The sequence below is a fragment of the Rhizobium sp. BK512 genome, from assembly GCF_014194915.1.
In the GTDB taxonomy this organism is placed as follows: Bacteria; Pseudomonadota; Alphaproteobacteria; order Rhizobiales; family Rhizobiaceae; genus Rhizobium.
Map to the genome: position 1 here is coordinate 303,620 of NZ_JACIAS010000008.1, position 19,015 is coordinate 322,634.

Annotated in this window: 17 protein-coding genes; 9 read left to right on the plus strand and 8 right to left on the minus strand. The window is 59.4% G+C overall.

The annotated features are described in order from the left end of the window. Window positions 1-87: 87 nt before the first annotated feature. On the minus strand, window positions 88-366 hold the full coding sequence (locus FHX06_RS27270; RefSeq protein WP_162738563.1) for a hypothetical protein: 279 nt from the start codon (window positions 364-366) through the stop codon (window positions 88-90). On the opposite strand from FHX06_RS27270, the gene proS reads away from it, so the two are divergent. The 3 genes from proS to FHX06_RS27285 are packed head-to-tail and all read left to right on the plus strand — an operon-like array spanning window position 365 to window position 3,747. Beyond that, a complete protein-coding gene (gene proS, locus FHX06_RS27275) occupies window positions 365-1,687 on the plus strand; it encodes a proline--tRNA ligase (RefSeq protein WP_112544539.1) in 1,323 nt (440 codons plus the stop codon). The two genes, FHX06_RS27270 and proS, sit on opposite strands and share 2 nt — an antisense overlap. A gap of 16 nt (window positions 1,688-1,703) precedes the next feature. Beyond that, entirely contained in the window at window positions 1,704-3,008 is a 1,305-nt protein-coding gene (locus tag FHX06_RS27280; RefSeq protein WP_112968079.1) for a lipoprotein-releasing ABC transporter permease subunit, read from the plus strand. A 55-nt stretch (window positions 3,009-3,063) separates the two neighbouring features. Continuing rightward, window positions 3,064-3,747: an ABC transporter ATP-binding protein gene (locus tag FHX06_RS27285; protein ID WP_112544537.1), complete on the plus strand. Its 684-nt coding sequence runs from the start codon at window positions 3,064-3,066 to the stop codon at window positions 3,745-3,747. A gap of 3 nt (window positions 3,748-3,750) precedes the next feature. Here FHX06_RS27285 and FHX06_RS27290 read toward each other — a convergent pair whose 3' ends face one another. Then, window positions 3,751-4,212: a DUF5680 domain-containing protein gene (locus FHX06_RS27290; RefSeq protein WP_113116147.1), complete on the minus strand. Its 462-nt coding sequence runs from the start codon at window positions 4,210-4,212 to the stop codon at window positions 3,751-3,753. A 312-nt stretch (window positions 4,213-4,524) separates the two neighbouring features. Here FHX06_RS27290 and dnaE point away from each other — a divergent pair, with 312 nt between their 5' ends. Beyond that, window positions 4,525-8,010: a DNA polymerase III subunit alpha gene (dnaE, locus tag FHX06_RS27295; protein WP_113212503.1), complete on the plus strand. Its 3,486-nt coding sequence runs from the start codon at window positions 4,525-4,527 to the stop codon at window positions 8,008-8,010. A gap of 39 nt (window positions 8,011-8,049) precedes the next feature. Here dnaE and FHX06_RS27300 read toward each other — a convergent pair whose 3' ends face one another. Beyond that, window positions 8,050-9,447: an MFS transporter gene (locus FHX06_RS27300; RefSeq protein WP_246715646.1), complete on the minus strand. Its 1,398-nt coding sequence runs from the start codon at window positions 9,445-9,447 to the stop codon at window positions 8,050-8,052. 144 nt (window positions 9,448-9,591) lie between these two features. Between FHX06_RS27300 and FHX06_RS27305 the strand changes: the two genes are divergently transcribed. After that, entirely contained in the window at window positions 9,592-10,023 is a 432-nt protein-coding gene (locus tag FHX06_RS27305; protein WP_112544532.1) for a winged helix-turn-helix transcriptional regulator, read from the plus strand. Between the two features lie 3 nt (window positions 10,024-10,026). On the opposite strand, the gene FHX06_RS27310 is transcribed toward FHX06_RS27305, so the two are convergent. Further along, complete coding sequence (locus tag FHX06_RS27310) at window positions 10,027-11,277, minus strand: L,D-transpeptidase family protein (protein ID WP_113212505.1); 1,251 nt, start codon at window positions 11,275-11,277, stop codon at window positions 10,027-10,029. Between the two features lie 153 nt (window positions 11,278-11,430). On the opposite strand from FHX06_RS27310, the gene FHX06_RS27315 reads away from it, so the two are divergent. Beyond that, the gene (locus FHX06_RS27315; RefSeq protein ID WP_113212506.1) at window positions 11,431-13,161 is read left to right on the plus strand and encodes a GNAT family N-acetyltransferase; all 1,731 of its coding nucleotides are present in this window, start codon (window positions 11,431-11,433) and stop codon (window positions 13,159-13,161) included. A 56-nt stretch (window positions 13,162-13,217) separates the two neighbouring features. Here the strand turns inward: FHX06_RS27315 and FHX06_RS27320 are convergent, their stop codons facing one another. Beyond that, window positions 13,218-14,507 (minus strand): DNA polymerase IV, encoded by a 1,290-nt coding sequence (locus FHX06_RS27320; RefSeq protein WP_183881452.1) that lies wholly within the window; start codon window positions 14,505-14,507, stop codon window positions 13,218-13,220. A gap of 76 nt (window positions 14,508-14,583) precedes the next feature. On the opposite strand from FHX06_RS27320, the gene FHX06_RS27325 reads away from it, so the two are divergent. Further along, window positions 14,584-15,171 carry a GNAT family N-acetyltransferase gene (locus FHX06_RS27325; protein ID WP_183881454.1) on the plus strand — a complete coding sequence of 196 codons (588 nt, stop codon included), beginning with the start codon at window positions 14,584-14,586 and terminating at the stop codon, window positions 15,169-15,171. Here the strand turns inward: FHX06_RS27325 and FHX06_RS27330 are convergent. Next, window positions 15,146-15,820: a hypothetical protein gene (locus tag FHX06_RS27330; RefSeq protein ID WP_183881483.1), complete on the minus strand. Its 675-nt coding sequence runs from the start codon at window positions 15,818-15,820 to the stop codon at window positions 15,146-15,148. The two genes, FHX06_RS27325 and FHX06_RS27330, sit on opposite strands and share 26 nt — an antisense overlap. Further along, window positions 15,820-16,134, minus strand: coding sequence for a DUF3572 domain-containing protein (locus FHX06_RS27335; protein ID WP_183881456.1), 315 nt, complete (start codon window positions 16,132-16,134; stop codon window positions 15,820-15,822). The genes FHX06_RS27330 and FHX06_RS27335 overlap by 1 nt, the downstream gene beginning before the upstream one ends. A gap of 132 nt (window positions 16,135-16,266) precedes the next feature. Here FHX06_RS27335 and FHX06_RS27340 point away from each other — a divergent pair, with 132 nt between their 5' ends. After that, entirely contained in the window at window positions 16,267-16,638 is a 372-nt protein-coding gene (locus FHX06_RS27340) for a response regulator (RefSeq protein WP_028754034.1), read from the plus strand. A gap of 17 nt (window positions 16,639-16,655) precedes the next feature. Continuing rightward, window positions 16,656-18,029 carry a PleD family two-component system response regulator gene (locus tag FHX06_RS27345; RefSeq protein WP_112544523.1) on the plus strand — a complete coding sequence of 458 codons (1,374 nt, stop codon included), beginning with the start codon at window positions 16,656-16,658 and terminating at the stop codon, window positions 18,027-18,029. A gap of 760 nt (window positions 18,030-18,789) precedes the next feature. On the opposite strand, the gene rpmG is transcribed toward FHX06_RS27345, so the two are convergent. Further along, window positions 18,790-18,957, minus strand: a complete 168-nt coding sequence (gene rpmG / locus FHX06_RS27350; protein ID WP_003587245.1) for a 50S ribosomal protein L33 — start codon at window positions 18,955-18,957, stop codon at window positions 18,790-18,792. Window positions 18,958-19,015: the final 58 nt, after the last annotated feature.

Consider the following 19,015-nt stretch of genomic DNA (forward strand, 5'->3'; position numbering starts at 1 on the left):
ACAAGCGCGCCTAAGATCTGATCCTCCCAAGACTTGACCGCGAGTTCGGCAAGAATTTAACCTTCCTGCCTGTTTTGTGAGCTAAAACTAGCTCAAAGATTGTGCTTTGTCATTAGGTTTTTTTGCATTTTTGCTACAGTCACGCAAAATTTTTCTGTTGACAAGATTTACCTTCAAGCCCTTATAAATACGCGCTTTTTCACGTCTACTGAATTTGTAGGCGCTAACATGCGTCAGCGGGAGGCGGCTCACGTCGGTCGCGGGTTTCTTTCCTGCCTCGAAGCGGCTATGAACGCTCCCATCTTTAACAAAGACCGTCGATTCCGCTTGGGTAAGCGGCGTCTCAACTGTACCGGAATCCGCCATGCGTCTGTCCCGCTTCTTCGTACCCATCCTCAAGGAAAATCCCAAGGAGGCGGAAATCGTCTCCCATCGGCTGATGTTGCGCGCCGGCATGATCCGCCAGCAATCGCAGGGCATCTACTCCTGGCTGCCGCTGGGCAAGAAGGTGCTGGACAAGGTCAACAACATCATCCGCGAAGAGCAGAACCGCGCAGGTGCCATAGAGCTTTCGATGCCGACGTTGCAGTCGGCCGAGCTCTGGCAGGAGAGTGGCCGTTACGACGCCTATGGCAAGGAGATGCTGCGCATCAAGGACCGCCAGGACCGTCCGATGCTCTACGGCCCGACGAACGAAGAAATGGTCACGGATATTTTCCGGTCTTCGGTCAAGTCCTACAAGGACTTGCCCCTTAATCTCTATCACATCCAGCTGAAGTTCCGTGACGAGATCCGTCCGCGCTTCGGCACGATGCGTTCACGCGAGTTCATGATGAAGGACGCCTATTCCTTCGACCTGACACGTGAAGGTGCGGAACATTCCTACAACAAGATGTTCGCTGCCTATCTGCGCACCTTCGATCGTCTCGGCCTGCGCGCCATTCCGATGCGCGCCGATACCGGCCCGATCGGCGGCAATCTCAGCCATGAATTCATCATTCTGGCTGATACCGGCGAGTCCGAAGTTTTCTGCCACAAGGATTTCGTCAATTTCGACATTCCCGCCGAAAGCACCGATTTCGACAGCGTCGAAGGCCTGAAGGGAGTTTTCGACAAGTGGACGTCGCTTTATGCCGCGACCTCGGAAATGCACGACGAGGCGGCCTTCAACGCCATTCCGGAAGGCGAGCGCCTTTCTGCTCGCGGTATCGAGGTCGGCCATATTTTCTACTTCGGTACCAAGTATTCCGAGCCGATGGGTGCAAAGGTGCAGGGTCCTGACGGTAAGGAACACTTCGTTCACATGGGTTCCTACGGTATTGGCCCGACACGCCTTGTTCCCGCCATCATCGAAGCATCGCATGATGAGAACGGAATCATCTGGCCGGAGTCGGTCGCACCCTTCGATGTCGTGGTCATCAACATGAAGGCCGGTGACGAGGCCTGTGACGGCACCTGCGAGCTGATCTACGCGGCGCTGACCAAGGCGGGCAAGGACGTGCTCTATGACGACACGGATGACCGTGCCGGCACCAAATTCGCGACCGCCGACCTGATCGGCGTGCCGTACCAGATCATTGCCGGTCCGCGTGCGGTCGCGAACGGCGAGGTGGAAGTGAAGGACCGCAAGACCGGCGCCCGCGAAACGATGACCATCGAAGCGGCGATCAACAGGTTCGTGGCCTAGGAAAGACGGAGGCGAAATGGCAGAGGCAGCAGTGGACCGGAGTTCCAAATCCGGCTTGGGTCCGGCTGGCAAGCCATTCTCCACCTTCGAACGCCTTGTGGCGTGGCGTTATCTGCGCGCCCGCCGCAAGGAGGCGTTCATCTCAGTCATTGCCGGCTTCTCCTTCGTCGGCATCATGCTGGGCGTTGCGACGCTGATCATCGTCATGGCCGTCATGAACGGGTTCCGCACGGAACTGGTCTCCCGCATCCTCGGCATCAACGGCCACATGATCATCCAGCCGGTCGACGGTCCCTTCACCGACTACGCCGATCTCGTGAAGAAATTCGAAGCCGTACCCGGCGTCAAGATGGCGCTGCCATTGGTGGAAGGCCAGGTGCTGGCTTCCTCGCAGACCGGCGGCAGCACAGGCGCGCTGGTGCGTGGAACGCGGGCTGAAGATCTGACCAAGCTGAAGACGGTTTCCGACAACATCAAGTCCGGCGACATGGTGGGATTTGCCGCTGGCGATGGCGTTCTCGTCGGAAGCCGTATGGCCGATCAGCTCGGGCTGCGAGTCGGAGACCTGATTACACTCACGTCACCGGAAGGTGACGTGACGCCGATGGGCGTCAATCCGCGGATCAAATCCTACAAGATTTCCGGGATCTTCGAGATCGGCATGTCGGAATACGATGCTTCGATCATTTACATGCCGCTCGAGGAATCGCAGCTTTATTTCAATGCCGACGGGCTGGTGCAGTCGATCGAGCTCTTCGTCAACAATCCCGACGATATCGACAATCTGAGGCCGAAGGTCGAGGAGGCAGCCGGCCGGCAGATCGCCATCACCGACTGGCGCCAGCGCAACCAGACCTTTTTCTCCGCCTTGCAGGTAGAGCGGAACGTGATGTTCATGATCCTGACGCTGATCGTGCTCGTCGCTGCGCTCAACATCATCTCCGGTCTCATCATGCTGGTGAAGGACAAGGGCAGCGATATCGCGATCCTGCGCACCATGGGCGCAAGTTCAGGCGCCATCATGCGGATCTTCTTCATGACGGGGGCTGCTATCGGCATTGTCGGCACGATCGCCGGCGTGCTGCTCGGCGTGTTCGTCTGCATCAACATCGAATCCATCCGTCAGTTTTTCTCCTGGGTTTCGGGCACGGTGCTCTTCGATCCGCAGCTCTATTTCCTCAGCCAGCTGCCGGCGGAAATGGATGTGAGTGAAACGATCTCCGTCGTCGTCATGGCGCTGACGCTCTCTTTCATCGCGACGATCTTCCCGGCCTGGCGCGCCTCCCGCCTCGACCCCGTCCAGGCCCTCCGCTACGAATAAGGCCCGAGTCAAGATCATGCACGATCCAAGGCCCAATCCAAGGAATGCCGCATTCATGAAACGCAACGTCGTTCTCAAGCTTTCGGGCGTTGAGCGCCATTACGGACAGGGCGAAACGCTGCTGACCATCCTCAAGGGTGCGGATTTCACCCTGTCGAGCGGTGAGATGGTGGCGCTGGTGGCGCCGTCAGGCACCGGCAAGTCGACGCTTTTGCATGTCGCAGGGCTGCTGGAGCATCCAGACGGCGGCGAGGTAGTGGTCAACGGCCGCCCCTGTGATGGCCTTTCCGATGACAAGCGCACCGCCATCCGCCGCGGCGAGATCGGCTTTGTTTACCAGTTCCATCACCTGCTGCCGGAATTCTCGGCACAGGAGAACATCATGATGCCGCAGCTCATCGCCGGCCTCTCATGGAAGGAAGCGAGCGAACGGGCAAAGATGCTTTTGGATTACATGCGCATCGGCCATCGCGGCGTGCATCGCCCGGGCGAGCTTTCCGGCGGTGAGCAGCAGCGCGTGGCAATCGCGCGCGCCGTTGCCAATGCGCCGAGCCTGCTTCTGGCCGACGAGCCGACCGGTAATCTCGACCCGGAAACCGCCAGCTATGTCTTCGACGCTCTTGAGGCGCTGGTGCGACAGTCCGGCCTTGCCGCGCTGATCGCCACCCACAACCACGAGCTCGCCCGGCGCATGGACCGACGCGTGACGATCGCCGACGGCAAGGTCGTGGATTTCTGATTCTCAGGGGATAATCAGCCCGCCGCGATAATCGAGCTCGTAGGCCTTCAGGCCGTCCACGAGAATAAATTCGTGGCCGCGGAAATGTGTGCAATCGCCTTCGCTACTATCGACATAGTGTCCCAGCGCGTGATGGAGAACCATTCCGCCGAGAAAGCGGCCTTGCCTGTAGAGCTGTGACAGCGCGGCGCAGATGACAGTGCCGGCAATGGTCGAGTCGATGATTCCCGGTTCGATGATGCGCCCGAAATAGTTCATCGCCCACACCGGCTTTTCCTCCAGCCACACCACTTCCTGGCCGGCAAAGTCCGTACCGCCAAAATAGCTGTCGAGATAACGCCAGATGCCGCGCTTGTAACCGATATCGTGGGCACCGATCCGATAGGACGGCTGCGACTTGGCGCCGGCGACATATGTCTGCGATTTGGCTTCGACAATGAAGCTATTGAGTTCCAGAACGTCCATAGTCCCTCTGCTCCGATGTTAACCATGTCCCGCAGAAGCGGGGGGTAAACCTGTTGACAATAGAACATACATGGAACAAATTAAAAACATAAGAGCAAAGGAGAGCCAAATGACTGACATGATCCGTGATATCGCAGCATTCACCTCCATCGCAATGTTCGTTGCCAGCTTCTCGCTGATTGTCATGGCAATGTAAGATTTCAGGGGACCGCATGGCTGCCATGCGGTCCTGAAGCGGGACTTTTTCTGGACAGAATCGCCTTCAATGCCGACAATGCGCATTCTTCATTGATGCAGTTGGAAGGGCATGTCATGGCGGATGCGGAACAGGGTGCGATCGGCGAAACGCCGGGCTTCGTCCATCTGAGGGTGCATTCCGCCTATTCACTTCTCGAAGGCGCATTGCCTCTCAAGAAGATCCTCTACAAGGCGGCCGGCGACAGCCAGCCGGCCATTGCCATCACAGATACCAACAATCTCTTCGTCGCCCTGGAGTTTTCCCAGAAGGCGATGGATGACGGGTTGCAGCCGATCATCGGCTGTCAGGTGTCGATCGACATGGAAGACGGCCTCGAAACCGAAAAGCGGGGAGGCCAGCAGGCGCTGGTCAAGCTGCCGTCCATCGTGCTTCTGTCTGCGACGGATGCGGGCTATGAACGGCTGGTCGATCTCGTCAGCCGTGCCTATCTCGGCGGCGAAGGCAATTCGACAATACATATCCGTGCCTCATGGCTGGATGAGATCGGGACGGAAGGCCTGATAGCGCTGACGGGCGCCTCGACCGGGCCGATCGACATGCCGCTCAAGGACGGCCACGCCGCCGCGGCGGAGACGCGGCTGCTGACGCTGAAGCGCATCTTCGGGGACCGGCTTTATGTCGAGCTGCAGCGGCACGGCACTTACGACAAGCGGCACGAACAGAAGATCATCGGCCTTGCCTACAAGCATGATCTTCCGCTGGTCGCGACCAATGAAGCCTTCTTCCCGACGCGCGACGATTATGATGCCCACGACGCGCTGATGGCGGTCGCCCACAACGCCATTGTCTCCGACGACAGCCGTTTCCGACTCTCCCCGGATCACTACCTGAAGAGCCGCGCGGAGATGGAAAAGCTCTTCGCCGATCTGCCGGAAGCGCTGGAGAATACGGTCGAGATCGCTCGACGCTGCTCCTTCATTCTGAAGACCCGCAAGCCGATCCTGCCGCGCTTCACCGGCGCCACCGCCGATCCTGAAGAGGCCGAACGCGCCGAGGCGCTGGAGCTTCGCCGGCAGGCGGAAGAGGGGCTCGACATGCGCCTCGCCGAGCTTGGCATGTCGGCAGGTTACGAAGAGAAGGATTACCGCGAGCGGCTGGAATTCGAATTGAGCGTCATCGAGCGCATGAAATTCCCCGGCTACTTCCTGATCGTTGCTGACTTCATCAAATGGGCCAAGCAGCATGACATTCCGGTCGGCCCGGGCCGTGGTTCGGGTGCAGGTTCGCTGGTCGCCTATGCGCTGACGATCACCGACGTCGATCCGCTACGCTTCTCACTGCTCTTCGAACGCTTCCTCAATCCGGAACGCGTTTCGATGCCGGACTTCGATATCGACTTCTGCCAGGATCGCCGTGAAGAGGTGATCCGCTACGTGCAGCAGAAGTATGGTCGCGAGCAGGTGGCGCAGATCATCACCTTCGGTTCGCTGCAGGCACGCGCCGCCCTTCGCGACGTCGGCCGCGTGTTGGAAATGCCCTACGGCCAGGTCGACAAGATCTGCAAGCTCGTGCCGAACAATCCGGCAAACCCCACGCCGCTTTCCAAGGCGATCGAGGAAGAGCCGAAGCTGCAGGAAGAGGCCGCCAAGGAGCCTGTCGTCGCCCGACTGCTCGATATCGCCCAGAAGATCGAAGGCCTCTATCGCCACGCCTCGACCCACGCCGCCGGTATCGTGATCGGCGATCGCCCGCTGTCGAAACTCGTGCCGATGTATCGCGATCCGCGATCGGACATGCCGGTCACGCAGTTCAACATGAAGTGGGTGGAGCAGGCCGGCCTCGTGAAGTTCGACTTCCTCGGCCTGAAGACGCTGACCGTGCTCAAGGTCGCCGTCGATTTCTGCAGGAAGCGCGGCATTGAGGTCGATCTCGCCAAGATCCCGCTCGACGACAAGAAGACCTACGAGATGCTGTCGCGCGGTGAAACGGTCGGCGTGTTCCAGGTGGAAAGCGCCGGCATGCGCAAGGCGCTGATCGGCATGAAGCCGGACTGCATCGAGGATATCATCGCGCTGGTCGCGCTCTATCGTCCGGGTCCGATGGAAAACATCCCGACCTACAATGCCCGCAAGCATGGCGACGAAGAGCTGGAATCGATCCATCCGACGATCGACCATCTGCTCAAGGAAACGCAGGGCGTTATCGTCTACCAGGAACAGGTGATGCAGATCGCCCAGGTCCTATCGGGCTATTCGCTCGGCGAGGCCGATCTTCTGCGTCGCGCCATGGGCAAGAAGATCAAGGCCGAAATGGACCAGCAGCGCGAACGTTTCGTCGTCGGCGCGGTCAAGAACGGCGTGTCGAAGCCGCAGGCCGACAATATCTTCGAACTCTTGGCGAAGTTCGCAAACTACGGCTTCAACAAATCGCACGCCGCCGCCTACGCCATCGTCTCCTACCAGACGGCCTATATGAAGGCGCATTATCCGGTCGAGTTCCTGGCCGCCTCGATGACGCTCGATATGTCGAACACCGAAAAGGTCAACGACTTCCGCCAGGATGCCAAGCGCCTCGGCATCGAGGTCATCGCGCCCTCTGTCCAGACGTCCTTCCGCCAGTTCGAGACGGGTGATAACCGGATCTACTACGCGCTTGCGGCCCTCAAGGGCGTCGGCGAATCCGCCGTCGATCACATCGTCGAAATGCGCGGTGACAAGCCCTTTGCCAGCATCGAGGATTTCTGCTTGCGCATCGATCCGCGTCAGGTAAACCGCCGCGTGCTGGAAAGCCTGATCTATGCTGGCGCCTTCGACTGCTTCAATCTGGATCGCGCCCAGCTTTCGGCTGGTCTCGACCGTGTGCTCGGCTATGCGCAGCGCGCCCAGGAAAACAAGCTCAGCGGCCAGTCCGATATCTTCGGCGGAGCGCTCTCTTCAGGTCCGGAAAAGATCGCCTTGCCGCCGTTCTCGCCCTGGCTCGCCTCCGAGCGGCTGCTCAAGGAATTCCAGGTGCTGGGCTTCTACCTGACTGCCCATCCGCTCGACAGCTACAACAACATCCTGCAGAAGATGCGCGTGCAGACTTTCGCGGATTTCTCCACGGCGGTGAAGCAGGGTGCTGCGAACGGGCGCTTGGCAGGGACGGTGATTTCCAAGCAGGAGCGCAAGACGCGCACCGGCAACAAGATGGGCATCATCGTCTTTTCGGATTCCTCGGGTCAGTACGAAGCCGTCCTCTTCTCCGAAATGCTGAACCAGTATCGTGACGTGCTGGAGCCCGGAAAATCCTTCGTCATTACCGCTATTGGCGAAGAGCGGCCGGAAGGCGTCAGCCTGCGTCTGCAGACCGTCCAGTCGCTGGAGGAAAAATCGCTGCAGATGCAGAAGGCGCTGCGCGTCTATGTGCGCGATTCCGGCCCGCTGCGCGCCGTTGCTGCGCATCTGAACGCCAGGGGCGATGGCCTGGTCTCCTTCATCGTGATCAAGGAGGAGGGCAAGCGCGAGGTCGAAGTCGTACTGCAGGACAAATACCGCATCACGCCTGAGATCGCCGCCGCATTGCGGGCCGCTCCCGGCATCGTCGACGTCGAACTCGTCTAATGAAAAGGGCGACCGGCATGCGCCGGCCGCCCTTGTTTGTCAGCCGGTTTGCGGCCGGCCGGATAGACCGGAGCAGCGCCACCTGCCGAAGCCCATGATTGCCGTACCGATCAGCGTGCCTCCGACCGGCACCAGAAGTGCGGTGCGCAGCGCGTCCAGCCGTTCGGATGGGCTTTCGCCGTCGCCGAGCGCCAGAGTGCCGACGGCGCTGACGGCGGAAAGGCCGAGTGCCGCACCGAACTGGAAGGACGTATTCACCAGCCCGCTCGCCAGTCCCTGTTCGTTTTCGGCAATGCCGTCGGTTGCGATGATCGTCAGCGGCCCATAGCCGAGCGAGAAGGCGAGGCCGAGCAGGATTGTCGAGGGCAGCATCGCTGCGTAGGTCCAGTCGAGCCCCATGTCGAGGAAGAGCGCGTAGCCTGCGACGGCAAGGGCGAAGCCGCCGAGCACGACACGTCCATTGCCGAAGCGCTCCACGAGCAAGGGCGTCAGCAACGGTGCCAGGATGGCATCCATGCCGATGACGATGAGGGCGAGGCTGGTTTCGAAGGCGGACCAGCCGAGCAATTCCTGCAGGTAGAGCGAGACGATGAACTGGAAGCCGAAGAAGGCGCCGGTGAAGAGCATCGCTCCTAGGTTGGATTGCAGCAATGCCGATGACCGGAAGATCCCGAGGCGGACCAGCGGCGCCCGTGAATTGCGTTCGATGAGGATGAAGGCGAGCCAGAGCACAGCGCTCGCCCCTGCTGCCGCAAGTGTCCAGGTGAGGTCGCTCGTCGCATGCTCGAGCCGGGTCAGCGCGTAGGCGGCGAGCAGCATGGCGCCGGTCAGGGTGACCGCGCCGGCAACATCGAACCTCTGGCGCGGGGCTGTAACCTCCTTGTCCTCCGCGATCAGCTTGATACCGGCAGCGAGCAGAATGGCGGAGAAGATCACCGGTGCGAAGAACACCCATCGCCAGCCGATTGCGGATAGAAGCCCGCCGATGACGAGGCCGAGGGAGAAGCCGGCCGATGCCGTGCCGGCATAGATCAGCACCGCCCGGTTGCGCTGCGGTCCCTCGGGAAAGCTGCCATTGATGAGTGCAAGGCCGGCAGGTGTCATGAAGGCGGCGGCGGCACCCGTCACGAAGCGGGCCGTCAGCAGCATCCATCCTTCGCTCGCAAAGCCTCCGAGGCCGGAGAAGAGCAGGAAGACGGTCAGCGCCGTCAGGAAGACCTTGCGCTTCCCGTACATATCCGCGACGCGCCCGCCGAGCAGCATCAGCCCGGCATAGGCAAGCACATAGGCAGAAACCACGGCGCTGAGCGTCGTGGTCGAAAGACCGAGATCGGCCCGGATCGAGGGCAGCGCGACATTGAGCATGGCCGCATCGACGCCTTCGAGGAAGATCGCTCCGCAGAGTACCGCGAGCATGCCGGCGGCACCGGCGCTCATTCTTCCACGCTCCGCTGTCAGGGGAGGACTTGTAGACATCATGGATTCCTTGTCGGTAGAGGGCAGGGAAGAGCGAAGATGGTTACATATTGATCCTCGGTTCCCTATTGTAACCAAGGAAAAGGTAGGGCATTGTTCGAACCCATGGAAGAAGGCACTTCAAACTCACCGAGTGACTGCTGCAGCACCGACCGCGATTACGACATCCATCAATGGGATGCGCGACAGGAGTGCGAGGTGCGGCAGATTCTGGATCGCATCGCCGATAAATGGTCGCTTCTGGTTATCGCCCTGCTGGAAAAGCGCACCTTGCGCTTTACCGAATTGCGCAGGAGCATCGACGGCATCAGCCAGCGAATGTTGACGACGACACTGCGTCAGCTCGAGCGAGACGGTCTGATCGAGCGAACGGTCTATCCCGTGGTGCCGCCAAGGGTCGAATATGCGCTGACGGAGCTCGGTTGCACGTTGCATGACACGATCAAGGCGCTTGTCGTCTGGACCGAGACGAACCAGACAAAGATCATCGCGGCCCGCCGAAGCTACGACGAGCGTGCCAGCGAGAAGCCTTGGTAGGTCTCAGCTCTCGCGCGTGATGGTGATGAATTCCGTACCGTTACCGGTTTCGGGACCGACCCCTGTATCTGATATTGTCAGCGTCGAGCCGGGCGAGATCAGCGCATCGATCCGGTGGCGGGTCTCTTCAGACATTGAGATGCGGCTGAGTGCTCTGGCGATTGGACGGCCGCTGATGATGGAGCTTTCCTGGTTGGCGATGCCGAGCCGCTTCACCGTTTCGCGAGAAAGATTGTTTTCCAGCGTCACGCCCAGCCAATCCGCCGTGCCAGCTGCCTCATCGACTGAATGTAGCGAGAAGAAATGCGTGCCGAGAGCAAGGGCCGGATCGGCGATGGTAATGGGTGCCTCGAAGAGCGGCTTGAAATCCTTCCGCACCATGATGACGCCATTCGGTGGTTCGCCCCGGCCTGCCGCTGCGTAAACTTCCCTGAGGAGAGTATCCGTGATCAGGCCCTTGTCACGGGCAAATTCCTTTGGCCGCAGCGCTTTGAAAGCATTGATGGCCTGAACGGTCGCGGAACCGGCCAGCCCGTCAGGCTCGCCGGCGGCAAAGCCGAGTTGGTTCAGCAGGGTCTGGATATCGACGACATTTTCACGCAGCGTCCGGCGCGTCATCAGGATGCTGATCGGTGAGGTTTCGGCAGCCGGTGCCTGCAGCTGAAACTGCGGTATCGGCAGGGCAGCCGTCGTCTCGTTCATGGCGACCTGCACCTGCGTCTTCGCATCACCGATGGCAGGCCGCAGTTCCACGTCCGTAAGCAGGGGCGCCGGTTCGGGCCGGTCGGGGCGGAACAGGGTCGGATGGTCGATAGGCTCCGGTGTCAGCTCGCTGTCGGTGATAACGACCGGCACGCCCATCTCGGTCATCTTGTAGAGCGATTTCGCAAAGGCGCCGGGCATGCGCACGCAGCCGTGCGAGGCCGGATAACGCGGCACGGAGTTGGACTCGTGCAGCGCAATGCCGGACCATGTCAGCCGCTGCATGAAGGGCATCGGCGCGTTCGAATAGATATTGGATTCGTGGTACTTCTGCTTCTCGATGACGGAGAAGATGCCGCTCGGCGTCGTGTGCCCGTCCTTGCCGCTCGAGATCTTTGAAGTCGCCACGACCTCCGCACCGTCATAGACCGCCAGCGACTGCTTATCCTTGGACACGAATATCTGCAGCGTGCGCGCATCGGCAGCAAAAGCCGGATCGACGAGAGCGGTCGCCGACAGCAACCCGATAAGAACACCTACACGCACAGACATGACGCAATACACCACATGCACAAAAACGACGGGATTTAAGCATGCGAAGTTTAACGAAGGCTTGAATACGCGGCCGCGCTTTGATCACAAGATTGTGGGATATTCAATTTTATGCAAATCTAAAATACTGGAAGTCTTGGGGGAGACTTGGAAATGCATGTCGATATTGTTTCTGCGTTCGATGATCTGCATGCCCTGAAGGATAATTGGAACGAGGTCTATGCCGCCGATCCGGAAGGGCATTATTTCCTGTCCTGGCACTGGATCGTCCGGTGGCTGGAGCAGCGCTCGCGATGGTTCGTTCTTGCCGCCAAGCGACAGAAGGAGGACGACCGCTATGTCGCTTTCCTGCCCATTCAACTTCATGTCGATTTCGAGGAAGGGCAGGGCCTCGGCAATATCGTGCGGCTGGGGGGCACCCCCTATGCCGGCTATAACGGCCTTCTCACATTCTCCGACGATGCAGAGGCAGCACTCGCCGCCTTCGCTGATTGCCTGATGACATTCAATTGGAAACATCTCGATCTCGACGATGTCTATGTGTCCAGCGAGAGGCTGAAGACTTTTCTGGCGGCTTTTCCTGCCTCGGAATTCTCGAAGCGCAAGGTTCCACGCAGGCCGCATATCACGGCTGATGGTGAGAACATCGATCATGATGTCTATGTCTACGTGCCGCTTGGCGAGAGTTTCGAAACCTTCCTGGACGAGCGCATCGGCCCCAAGACGCGGCGCAATGCGCGAAAGGCGCTGCGCGATCTGGTCGTACCGGAAAACGAGCTGCGCATTACCCATGTCACCCCGGAGACGATGGAGCGCGACCTCGACATCTTCTACGACATGTGGAACGTCCAATGGGGTGAACGCCAGCCGCGCTACGGCAAATTCATCCTCGACAACAGCCGGCATATGTTGCCGGCCTGTATCAAGGACGGTTCGGTTTTCATGCCGATCCTTTGGCACCGGGATAAGCCGGTGGCTACCTTCATCATGTTCCTGGATCCCTATCGCAAGTCGATGATGTGCTTCCTCGGGAGCCGTGACCTGAGCTTTCGCCACTCAATCAGCCCCGGCTTCATGCTCCATTGCTACAATATGCGCTGGGGCATCGAGAACGGATACCGGATATACGATCTCGGTACCGGCAACTATGGCTACAAGGATCTTTTCGGTTCCGAGCACCACATCGTTGAGAAGCTGCAGGTCTCCACGCTTTCGGGCCAAAATATCGGCGATCGGCTCGATCCGCACTCGCTCGATCTAGCCATGCATCAGGCAGTGTATTTCGTCAGAAACGACAACCCGAATGCTGCCGAACTCTGCTGTCGGCAGATTCTTGCCGCCGACAACGCCTACGGGCCGGCAACCGCTTTGCTGGCGAAGATCGAGGCGACGCACCCGCCCAAGCCTATCGCCGACCCTGCCGCTCATTTCGCCGCCGCTGCCGAACGGCACCGTGCCGGTAATCTTGCCACCGCGGAGGCTGGCTACCGCGAAGTGATTGCCGTCGTGCCGGATCACTTCGACGCCCTTCAGCATCTGGCACTATTGCTGTTGCAGAAAGGCGCTTTCAACGACGCCAAGGTCTGCGTCGACAGGGCGATCGACGTGAGACCGGCTTCCGCCTCAGCCTATTGCAATCGCGGTAATATTCTCGCGCAGCTGTCGAATTTCGAAGAGGCTCTCAGAAGCTATGACCGGGCGATTGCGCTTGATACACACCATGCCATCGCCCTCAACAATCGCGGCAACGTTCTGCGACGCCTGGGACGCCACGCTGAGGCATTGGAAAGCTACGAGAAGGCCGTCGCGACCGAGCCCGGCTATGCCCAGGCAGTGAAAAACCGCGATGCGGCACTGCGAGAGATGGAGACCGTACCGGCTTAACGCCAGTTGCGCCATGCATGCGGGGATTTGCGATCACGACATGCGTCAAACAAGGCCTATCGGTTCCCCTTGCCGCCGAAAGTATAGCCGGTTTCAACAGTGCCCTTGCCGAATTTGTCGCGCAACTTGTCCATGGCCGCCTCCGCCGCCGCGCGCCGGCCGGACTGCTGGTCGATGAGATCGGGCGGGTCAGCGCGGCCGGCATCACCGAGGTCCGTGACGCCGATGCCGATCAGACGGAATTTCGTGCCGTCCGTTTCCTTTTCCAGTAGGTCGAGTCCGGTGCGGAAGATCTTGTCGGCCAGCTGCGTCGGGTCTTCGAGGCGACGGTTGCGGGTGCGTGACTTGAAATCGGCGGTCTTCATTTTCAACACCACGGTCTGGCCCGCAATGTCGTTCTTCTTCAGCCGCCACGAGACCTTTTCCGAGAGATTGCGCAGGATCGGCACCAGATCGTCATAACGCGAGATATCGTCGAAGAAGGTGGTTTCGGCCGACACGCTCTTGGCGGCATCGTTGATATGCACTTGGCGGTCGTCGACGCCACGCGACAGGCGGGAAAGCCGCTGGCCGATGCTGCCGTAGCGGCGCATCAGATCGTTCTCTTCCATCTGCTGCAGCTGGCCGATCGTTCGGATACCGTCGGCTTCGAGTGTTGCGGCAAAAGCCTTGCCGACGCCCCAAATGGTCGTCACGGGACGAGGCGCCAGAAACTCCACGGCCTCTTCGCGCCCGATGACGGAAAAGCCGCGCGGCTTCTGCAGGTCGGACGCGACTTTGGCGAGGAACTTGCAATAGGACAGCCCGACCGAGACGGTGATACCGATCTCCTTCTCGATGCGGCGGGCGAACTTCGCCAGCGTGCGGGCCGGAGGATCGTGATGCAGCCGTTCGGTGCCGCCGAGTTCCAGGAAGGCCTCATCGATGGAGAGTGGCTGCACAAGCGGCGTCAGTTCCTGCATCAGCGCGCGGACCTGCCGCCCGACCTTTACATATTTTTCCATGTCGGGGCGGATGACGACCGCCTGCGGGCAGGCTTCCAGCGCCTTGAACATCGGCATGGCGGAGCGGACGCCGTGGATGCGGGCAATGTAACAGGCGGTGGAGACGACGCCACGTTTGCCGCCGCCGATGATCACGGGCTTGTCGGCAAGCTCCGGATTGTCGCGTTTTTCCACGGCGGCGTAAAAGGCGTCACAGTCGATATGCGCGAGCGTCAGGTCATAAAGCTCTTTGTGGCGCGCGAGGCGAGGGCTGCCGCAAACATGGCAGCGGCGCAGGTCTGCCTTCTGCTCGGCAAGGCAGTCGCGACAGAAGCCGGGTGTCTTGTCAGATGCAGGCGTCATGGCTGGAACAAAGGTTGAACATTGCAACACTACGCCCTAAGCTCTTGAGTCTCAAGAGTGGGAGGAAAGCTTGGCCGTGGATATCGATCTTCGTTTCGAACCTGTCACGGCCGGCCGCTGGGGAGACTTCGAAACGCTGTTCGGCCCGCAGGGCGCCTTTTACAATTGCTGGTGCGTGGCGCTGCGCCTTCCACATGCTGTCCGAACGAAGATGGAACCTTCGGAGCGCAAGGCCCACATGCAGCAGCGCATTTCGGCCGGACCGCCGCCGGGTATTCTCTGTTATGCCGAGGGTGAGCCGGTAGCCTGGGTGCAGGTGGGGCCGCGCCACGACGTGCCGCAGTTCAATTCACCACGAACGGTCTCGCGGCCGTTGGAGGAGGGTGATGCACATGATCCCTCGATCTGGGCGGTCAGTTGCTTTTTCCTGCTGCCGAAACTGCGCGGCAAAGGCTTGAGCCACAGACTGCTCGCCGGCGCCGTCGACTACGCCCGCAGCCAGGGTGCGCGATTGCTGGAAGCCTGTCCGATCGACCAGGTGAAACAGTCGAAATCGGTCACGCTCTGTATCGGCTCGACGGCGATTTTCGACACAGCCGGTTTCGAGACGATTGCACGGCGCAAGGACGGCCGGCCGCTCATGCGGCTGGATTTGCACGCCTGATCGTGTGCGCTGTAAGATGTTCGTCGATGAGCTCGGTGGCATGGCCCCAGTCTCTCGCTCGCGCGATATCGGCGGCCGCCGTCGGCGCGAAGCGGTGAACGGGCGAATCCGGCATGAGATGGATGAGCAGGCAATCTGCCACGTGCTCCTTCACGGAATGCAGGTTGCGCGCCATATCGTCGATGAAGACGACGGGAAGGTCGCGGCCGCCATGCAGCGCCTGCACGATCGGTCCCTTCGGCTGTTCGCTGGCAAGCAGCGGGAAGGTGAGGCCCGTCCTGTCGAGGAGGCGGCGGCGATGGGCGGAAAACTGCGGCGGCATCGCGGTGAGGAAGAGGACGTCAGCATCGTCAGACAGGCGTTCGAGCGTCGAAACGACCGGGTCGACAGGCGTCTGCCAGCTTTCCTGGGCTTCGAAGAAATCAAGGATCAGCCGGCTGACATGCTGATCGTCAAGCGCGAGCCCATCCGCCAGCGACACGATGTTGCCGTGAAGGCGGAAGGAGCGCGGCAGGAATTCGTGGCCGAGACTTTTGAGGTAGAGCTGAAAAGGATCGATGAATTGCAGCACCACATCATCGACATCGCAGACGATTAGCGGCCTGTCGCCAAGGCGGATGTGCGAAATGTCGAGTTCGGCGCTCACGATCAGTATTCCCCGGAGTCGAGGCCGGGCGGCGAGAAGTGGCGCCATGCCGCGGTCAACGCTTCCGGCGTCGTGTTCGTCGCCTCGCAGAAGGCGACCGCCGTCGGCTCATGGTTCATGAGGAAATCGAGCATGCCGGCAAGGAAGCCGGGATCGTTGATCGCGTCGCGCACTTGCTGCGGCTCGACACCTGTCAATGCCAGGAAGCGACCGAAGAGATCCGGGTCGTTTGCAAGCCAGCCAAGGACGGCGATGGCCGTTTCTTGCGGATCGGCTGTCGCCGCAAGTTGTTTCGAAGTCTTGAAATTGCTTTGCATTGCGGTGGTCGAGTTACCTTTTCTTCAACCAAATACCGGTAGCTTGCACTATCGGTTTCATGGAGCCATTTGTCAGCTAATGTCTTTATTGTGGACATTTGGCTTCAAGAGCGGACGTAGGGACAGCTGATCATGCCCAAACAGGTGATGATTGTAGAAGATAACGAGCTCAACATGAAGCTCTTTCGAGACCTTATCGAGGCCTCGGGTTATACCACGATCCAGACCCGCAATGGCATGGAAGCGCTTGATCTTGCGCGCAAACATCGGCCCGATCTTATTCTGATGGACATTCAGCTTCCGGAAGTTTCCGGCCTCGAAGTCACCAAGTGGCTGAAGGAAGACGACGATCTGCATGTGATCCCGGTCATCGCCGTCACTGCCTTTGCCATGAAGGGCGACGAGGAGCGGATCAGACAGGGCGGTTGCGAAGCCTATGTCTCCAAGCCGATCTCCGTTCCGAAATTTATTGAGACGATCAAGACTTATTTGGGCGACGCCTGAGGCATCGGAAAAGATTCATGACTGCGCGAATACTGGTTGTTGATGATATTCCGGCAAATGTGAAGCTGCTCGAAGCGCGGTTGCTCGCCGAATATTTCGACGTGTTGACAGCTGCCGACGGCCACGAGGCACTGGCGATTTGCGATCGCAACCAGGTCGATCTCATCCTGCTCGACATCATGATGCCTGGCATTGACGGGTTCGAAGTCTGCGAGCGGCTGAAAGCCAATCCGAAGACCAACCATATTCCCGTCGTCATGGTCACCGCGCTCGACCAGCCTGCCGACCGGGTGCGTGGCCTCAAAGCCGGCGCCGATGACTTCCTGACGAAGCCCGTCAACGATCTGCAACTGATTTCCCGCGTAAAAAGCCTGCTGCGCCTGAAGACCCTGAGCGACGAACTGCGCGTGCGCGCCGAGACCGCCCATACGATGGGCATGGATGAGTTGATGCGCATCGGCGACGGACGCACCGAGGAGGTGGGACAGGTGTTGCTGGTCGATGGCCGTGCCAACTCGCAGGAGCGTATCATCAAGACGCTGAAGCCTGTTGCCGATGTGGTTGCCCTTTCCGATCCGCAGGCCGCTCTTTTCGAAGCCGCCGAGAACGCCTTCGAACTCGTCATCGTCAACGCCAATTTCGACGATTACGACCCGCTGCGGCTCTGCTCGCAGTTCCGGTCGCTAGAACGAACCCGTTTTCTGCCGATCCTGATCATCACGGAACAGGGCGCAGACGACATGGTCATCCGGGCACTCGATCTCGGCGTCAACGACTATATTGTGCGCCCTGTCGATCCGAACGAACTGGTCGCGCGCAGCCTGACGCAGCTCCGCCGCAAGCGCTACAACGATCGCCTGCGCGCCAGCGTCAAGCAGACGATCGAACTTGCCGTCACCGATCCGTTGACCGGCCTGAACAACCGCCGTTATCTCGACAACCATCTCAATGTGCTCTTCAATCGATCGATGGCGCGCGGCCGGCCCCTCTCGGTGCTGATCACCGATATCGACCGCTTCAAACAGGTCAACGATACCTATGGCCATGACGGTGGCGATCAGGTGCTGAAGGAATTCGCGACCCGGGTGCGCTCGACCGTCCGCGGCGCTGATCTCGCCTGCCGTTACGGCGGGGAGGAATTTGTCGTCGTCATGCCCGACACCTCGCCGGAGGTTGCCGCGGCCGTTGCCGAGCGCCTGCGCGCGGCCATCGAAAGCACCCCGTTCCTGTTGAAGTCCTCAGGCGAAACGCTGAATATTACGGCCTCTTTCGGCATATCCTCGCGCATATCCTCGGTCATAACGCCCGACCAGCTGATGAAGCAGGCGGACCTTGCTCTCTATCAGGCGAAAAATACCGGGCGGAACCGCGTCGTGGCCTCGGCCGCCTGAAGGCACGGCTTTTCGAGATGCATCGCATTGGGTTATCCACCGGCAGTGGCTGGACCTTACGGATATTTAATGTTGATGGCTGCAATGAAGAGGTTGGTTTTTCAACCCGCTAGCCCAAAAATGGACTTTAAAGCGTGTTTCTTTCGATAACACGTGCCAGCTGATCCAAAAAGCTAGAGGCCGTGGACGAGGCAAGAAGAGCGGACTATAATTGCCTTCAGAATGACCCCTTCCCGTAAATCGTATTTCAGAAAACGTAACGCCGGCGCCTTACGTAAGGGGAGGGGCGGTGGTATTATTGAGATATATTTCTAATATTCTTGATAGGCTAAAATATTGTCCTTTTGGTAAAGCGGAATTGGGTGCCTCTTTACACGTTCCAAAACTGGACTTTTAACCATAGAATCATACTCGGAAATTTTACCATTAAGAATTTGTTGATTTTCTTTCGTTTTTGAGCAAATTATCGGCTCAGAACAGAAAACGCTCCCGTGGAGGAGTTGTCGATACCCCATGATGCTCAGGTCCGCCGCATCTCCTGGGTCGTGGGGTCGGTCGGCTGGTACGCAATCTTAAACGGTTCCTCGTGCCGTTTTGCATGCTGGCCGACCCCCTTTTCGAAAAAACGCCGTCACTTCCCGAAGATGGAAGGGCGGCGTTTTTCGTGTTTGCGCTAACATTGATGTCAGGCGAACCCAGTACAAACAAAAAAGCGCGCACCCGAAGGCGCGCGCTTTTCCAAAACCCGTAAGATCAGTGATTACTTGATCTTGGTTTCCTTGAACTCGACGTGCTTCTTAGCGATCGGGTCATACTTGGTCTTCGTCATCTTGTCCGTCATCGTACGGCTGTTCTTCGTCGTGACGTAGAAGAAACCGGTGTCGGCCGTCGACAGAAGCTTGATCTTGATAGTGGTAGCCTTGGCCATGGTCGTCCTGCCTTTAAGAAAATGAAAGCCGTGGAAAGCCGGATAGGCTCCACGGCAA

Excerpts from the sequence above, each read along its gene's own strand:
- proS (WP_112544539.1), top strand. The coding sequence starts at position 365 with ATGCGTCTGTCCCGCTTCTTCGTACCCATCCTCAAGGAAAATCCCAAG.
- FHX06_RS27270 (WP_162738563.1), bottom strand. The coding sequence starts at position 366 with ATGGCGGATTCCGGTACAGTTGAGACGCCGCTTACCCAAGCGGAATCG.
- FHX06_RS27280 (WP_112968079.1), top strand. The coding sequence starts at position 1,704 with ATGGCAGAGGCAGCAGTGGACCGGAGTTCCAAATCCGGCTTGGGTCCG.
- FHX06_RS27285 (WP_112544537.1), top strand. The coding sequence starts at position 3,064 with ATGAAACGCAACGTCGTTCTCAAGCTTTCGGGCGTTGAGCGCCATTAC.
- FHX06_RS27290 (WP_113116147.1), bottom strand. The coding sequence starts at position 4,212 with ATGGACGTTCTGGAACTCAATAGCTTCATTGTCGAAGCCAAATCGCAG.
- dnaE (WP_113212503.1), top strand. The coding sequence starts at position 4,525 with ATGGCGGATGCGGAACAGGGTGCGATCGGCGAAACGCCGGGCTTCGTC.
- FHX06_RS27300 (WP_246715646.1), bottom strand. The coding sequence starts at position 9,447 with ATGAGCGCCGGTGCCGCCGGCATGCTCGCGGTACTCTGCGGAGCGATC.
- FHX06_RS27305 (WP_112544532.1), top strand. The coding sequence starts at position 9,592 with ATGGAAGAAGGCACTTCAAACTCACCGAGTGACTGCTGCAGCACCGAC.
- FHX06_RS27310 (WP_113212505.1), bottom strand. The coding sequence starts at position 11,277 with ATGTCTGTGCGTGTAGGTGTTCTTATCGGGTTGCTGTCGGCGACCGCT.
- FHX06_RS27315 (WP_113212506.1), top strand. The coding sequence starts at position 11,431 with ATGCATGTCGATATTGTTTCTGCGTTCGATGATCTGCATGCCCTGAAG.
- FHX06_RS27320 (WP_183881452.1), bottom strand. The coding sequence starts at position 14,507 with ATGACGCCTGCATCTGACAAGACACCCGGCTTCTGTCGCGACTGCCTT.
- FHX06_RS27335 (WP_183881456.1), bottom strand. The coding sequence starts at position 16,134 with ATGCAAAGCAATTTCAAGACTTCGAAACAACTTGCGGCGACAGCCGAT.
- FHX06_RS27340 (WP_028754034.1), top strand. The coding sequence starts at position 16,267 with ATGCCCAAACAGGTGATGATTGTAGAAGATAACGAGCTCAACATGAAG.
- FHX06_RS27345 (WP_112544523.1), top strand. The coding sequence starts at position 16,656 with ATGACTGCGCGAATACTGGTTGTTGATGATATTCCGGCAAATGTGAAG.
- rpmG (WP_003587245.1), bottom strand. The coding sequence starts at position 18,957 with ATGGCCAAGGCTACCACTATCAAGATCAAGCTTCTGTCGACGGCCGAC.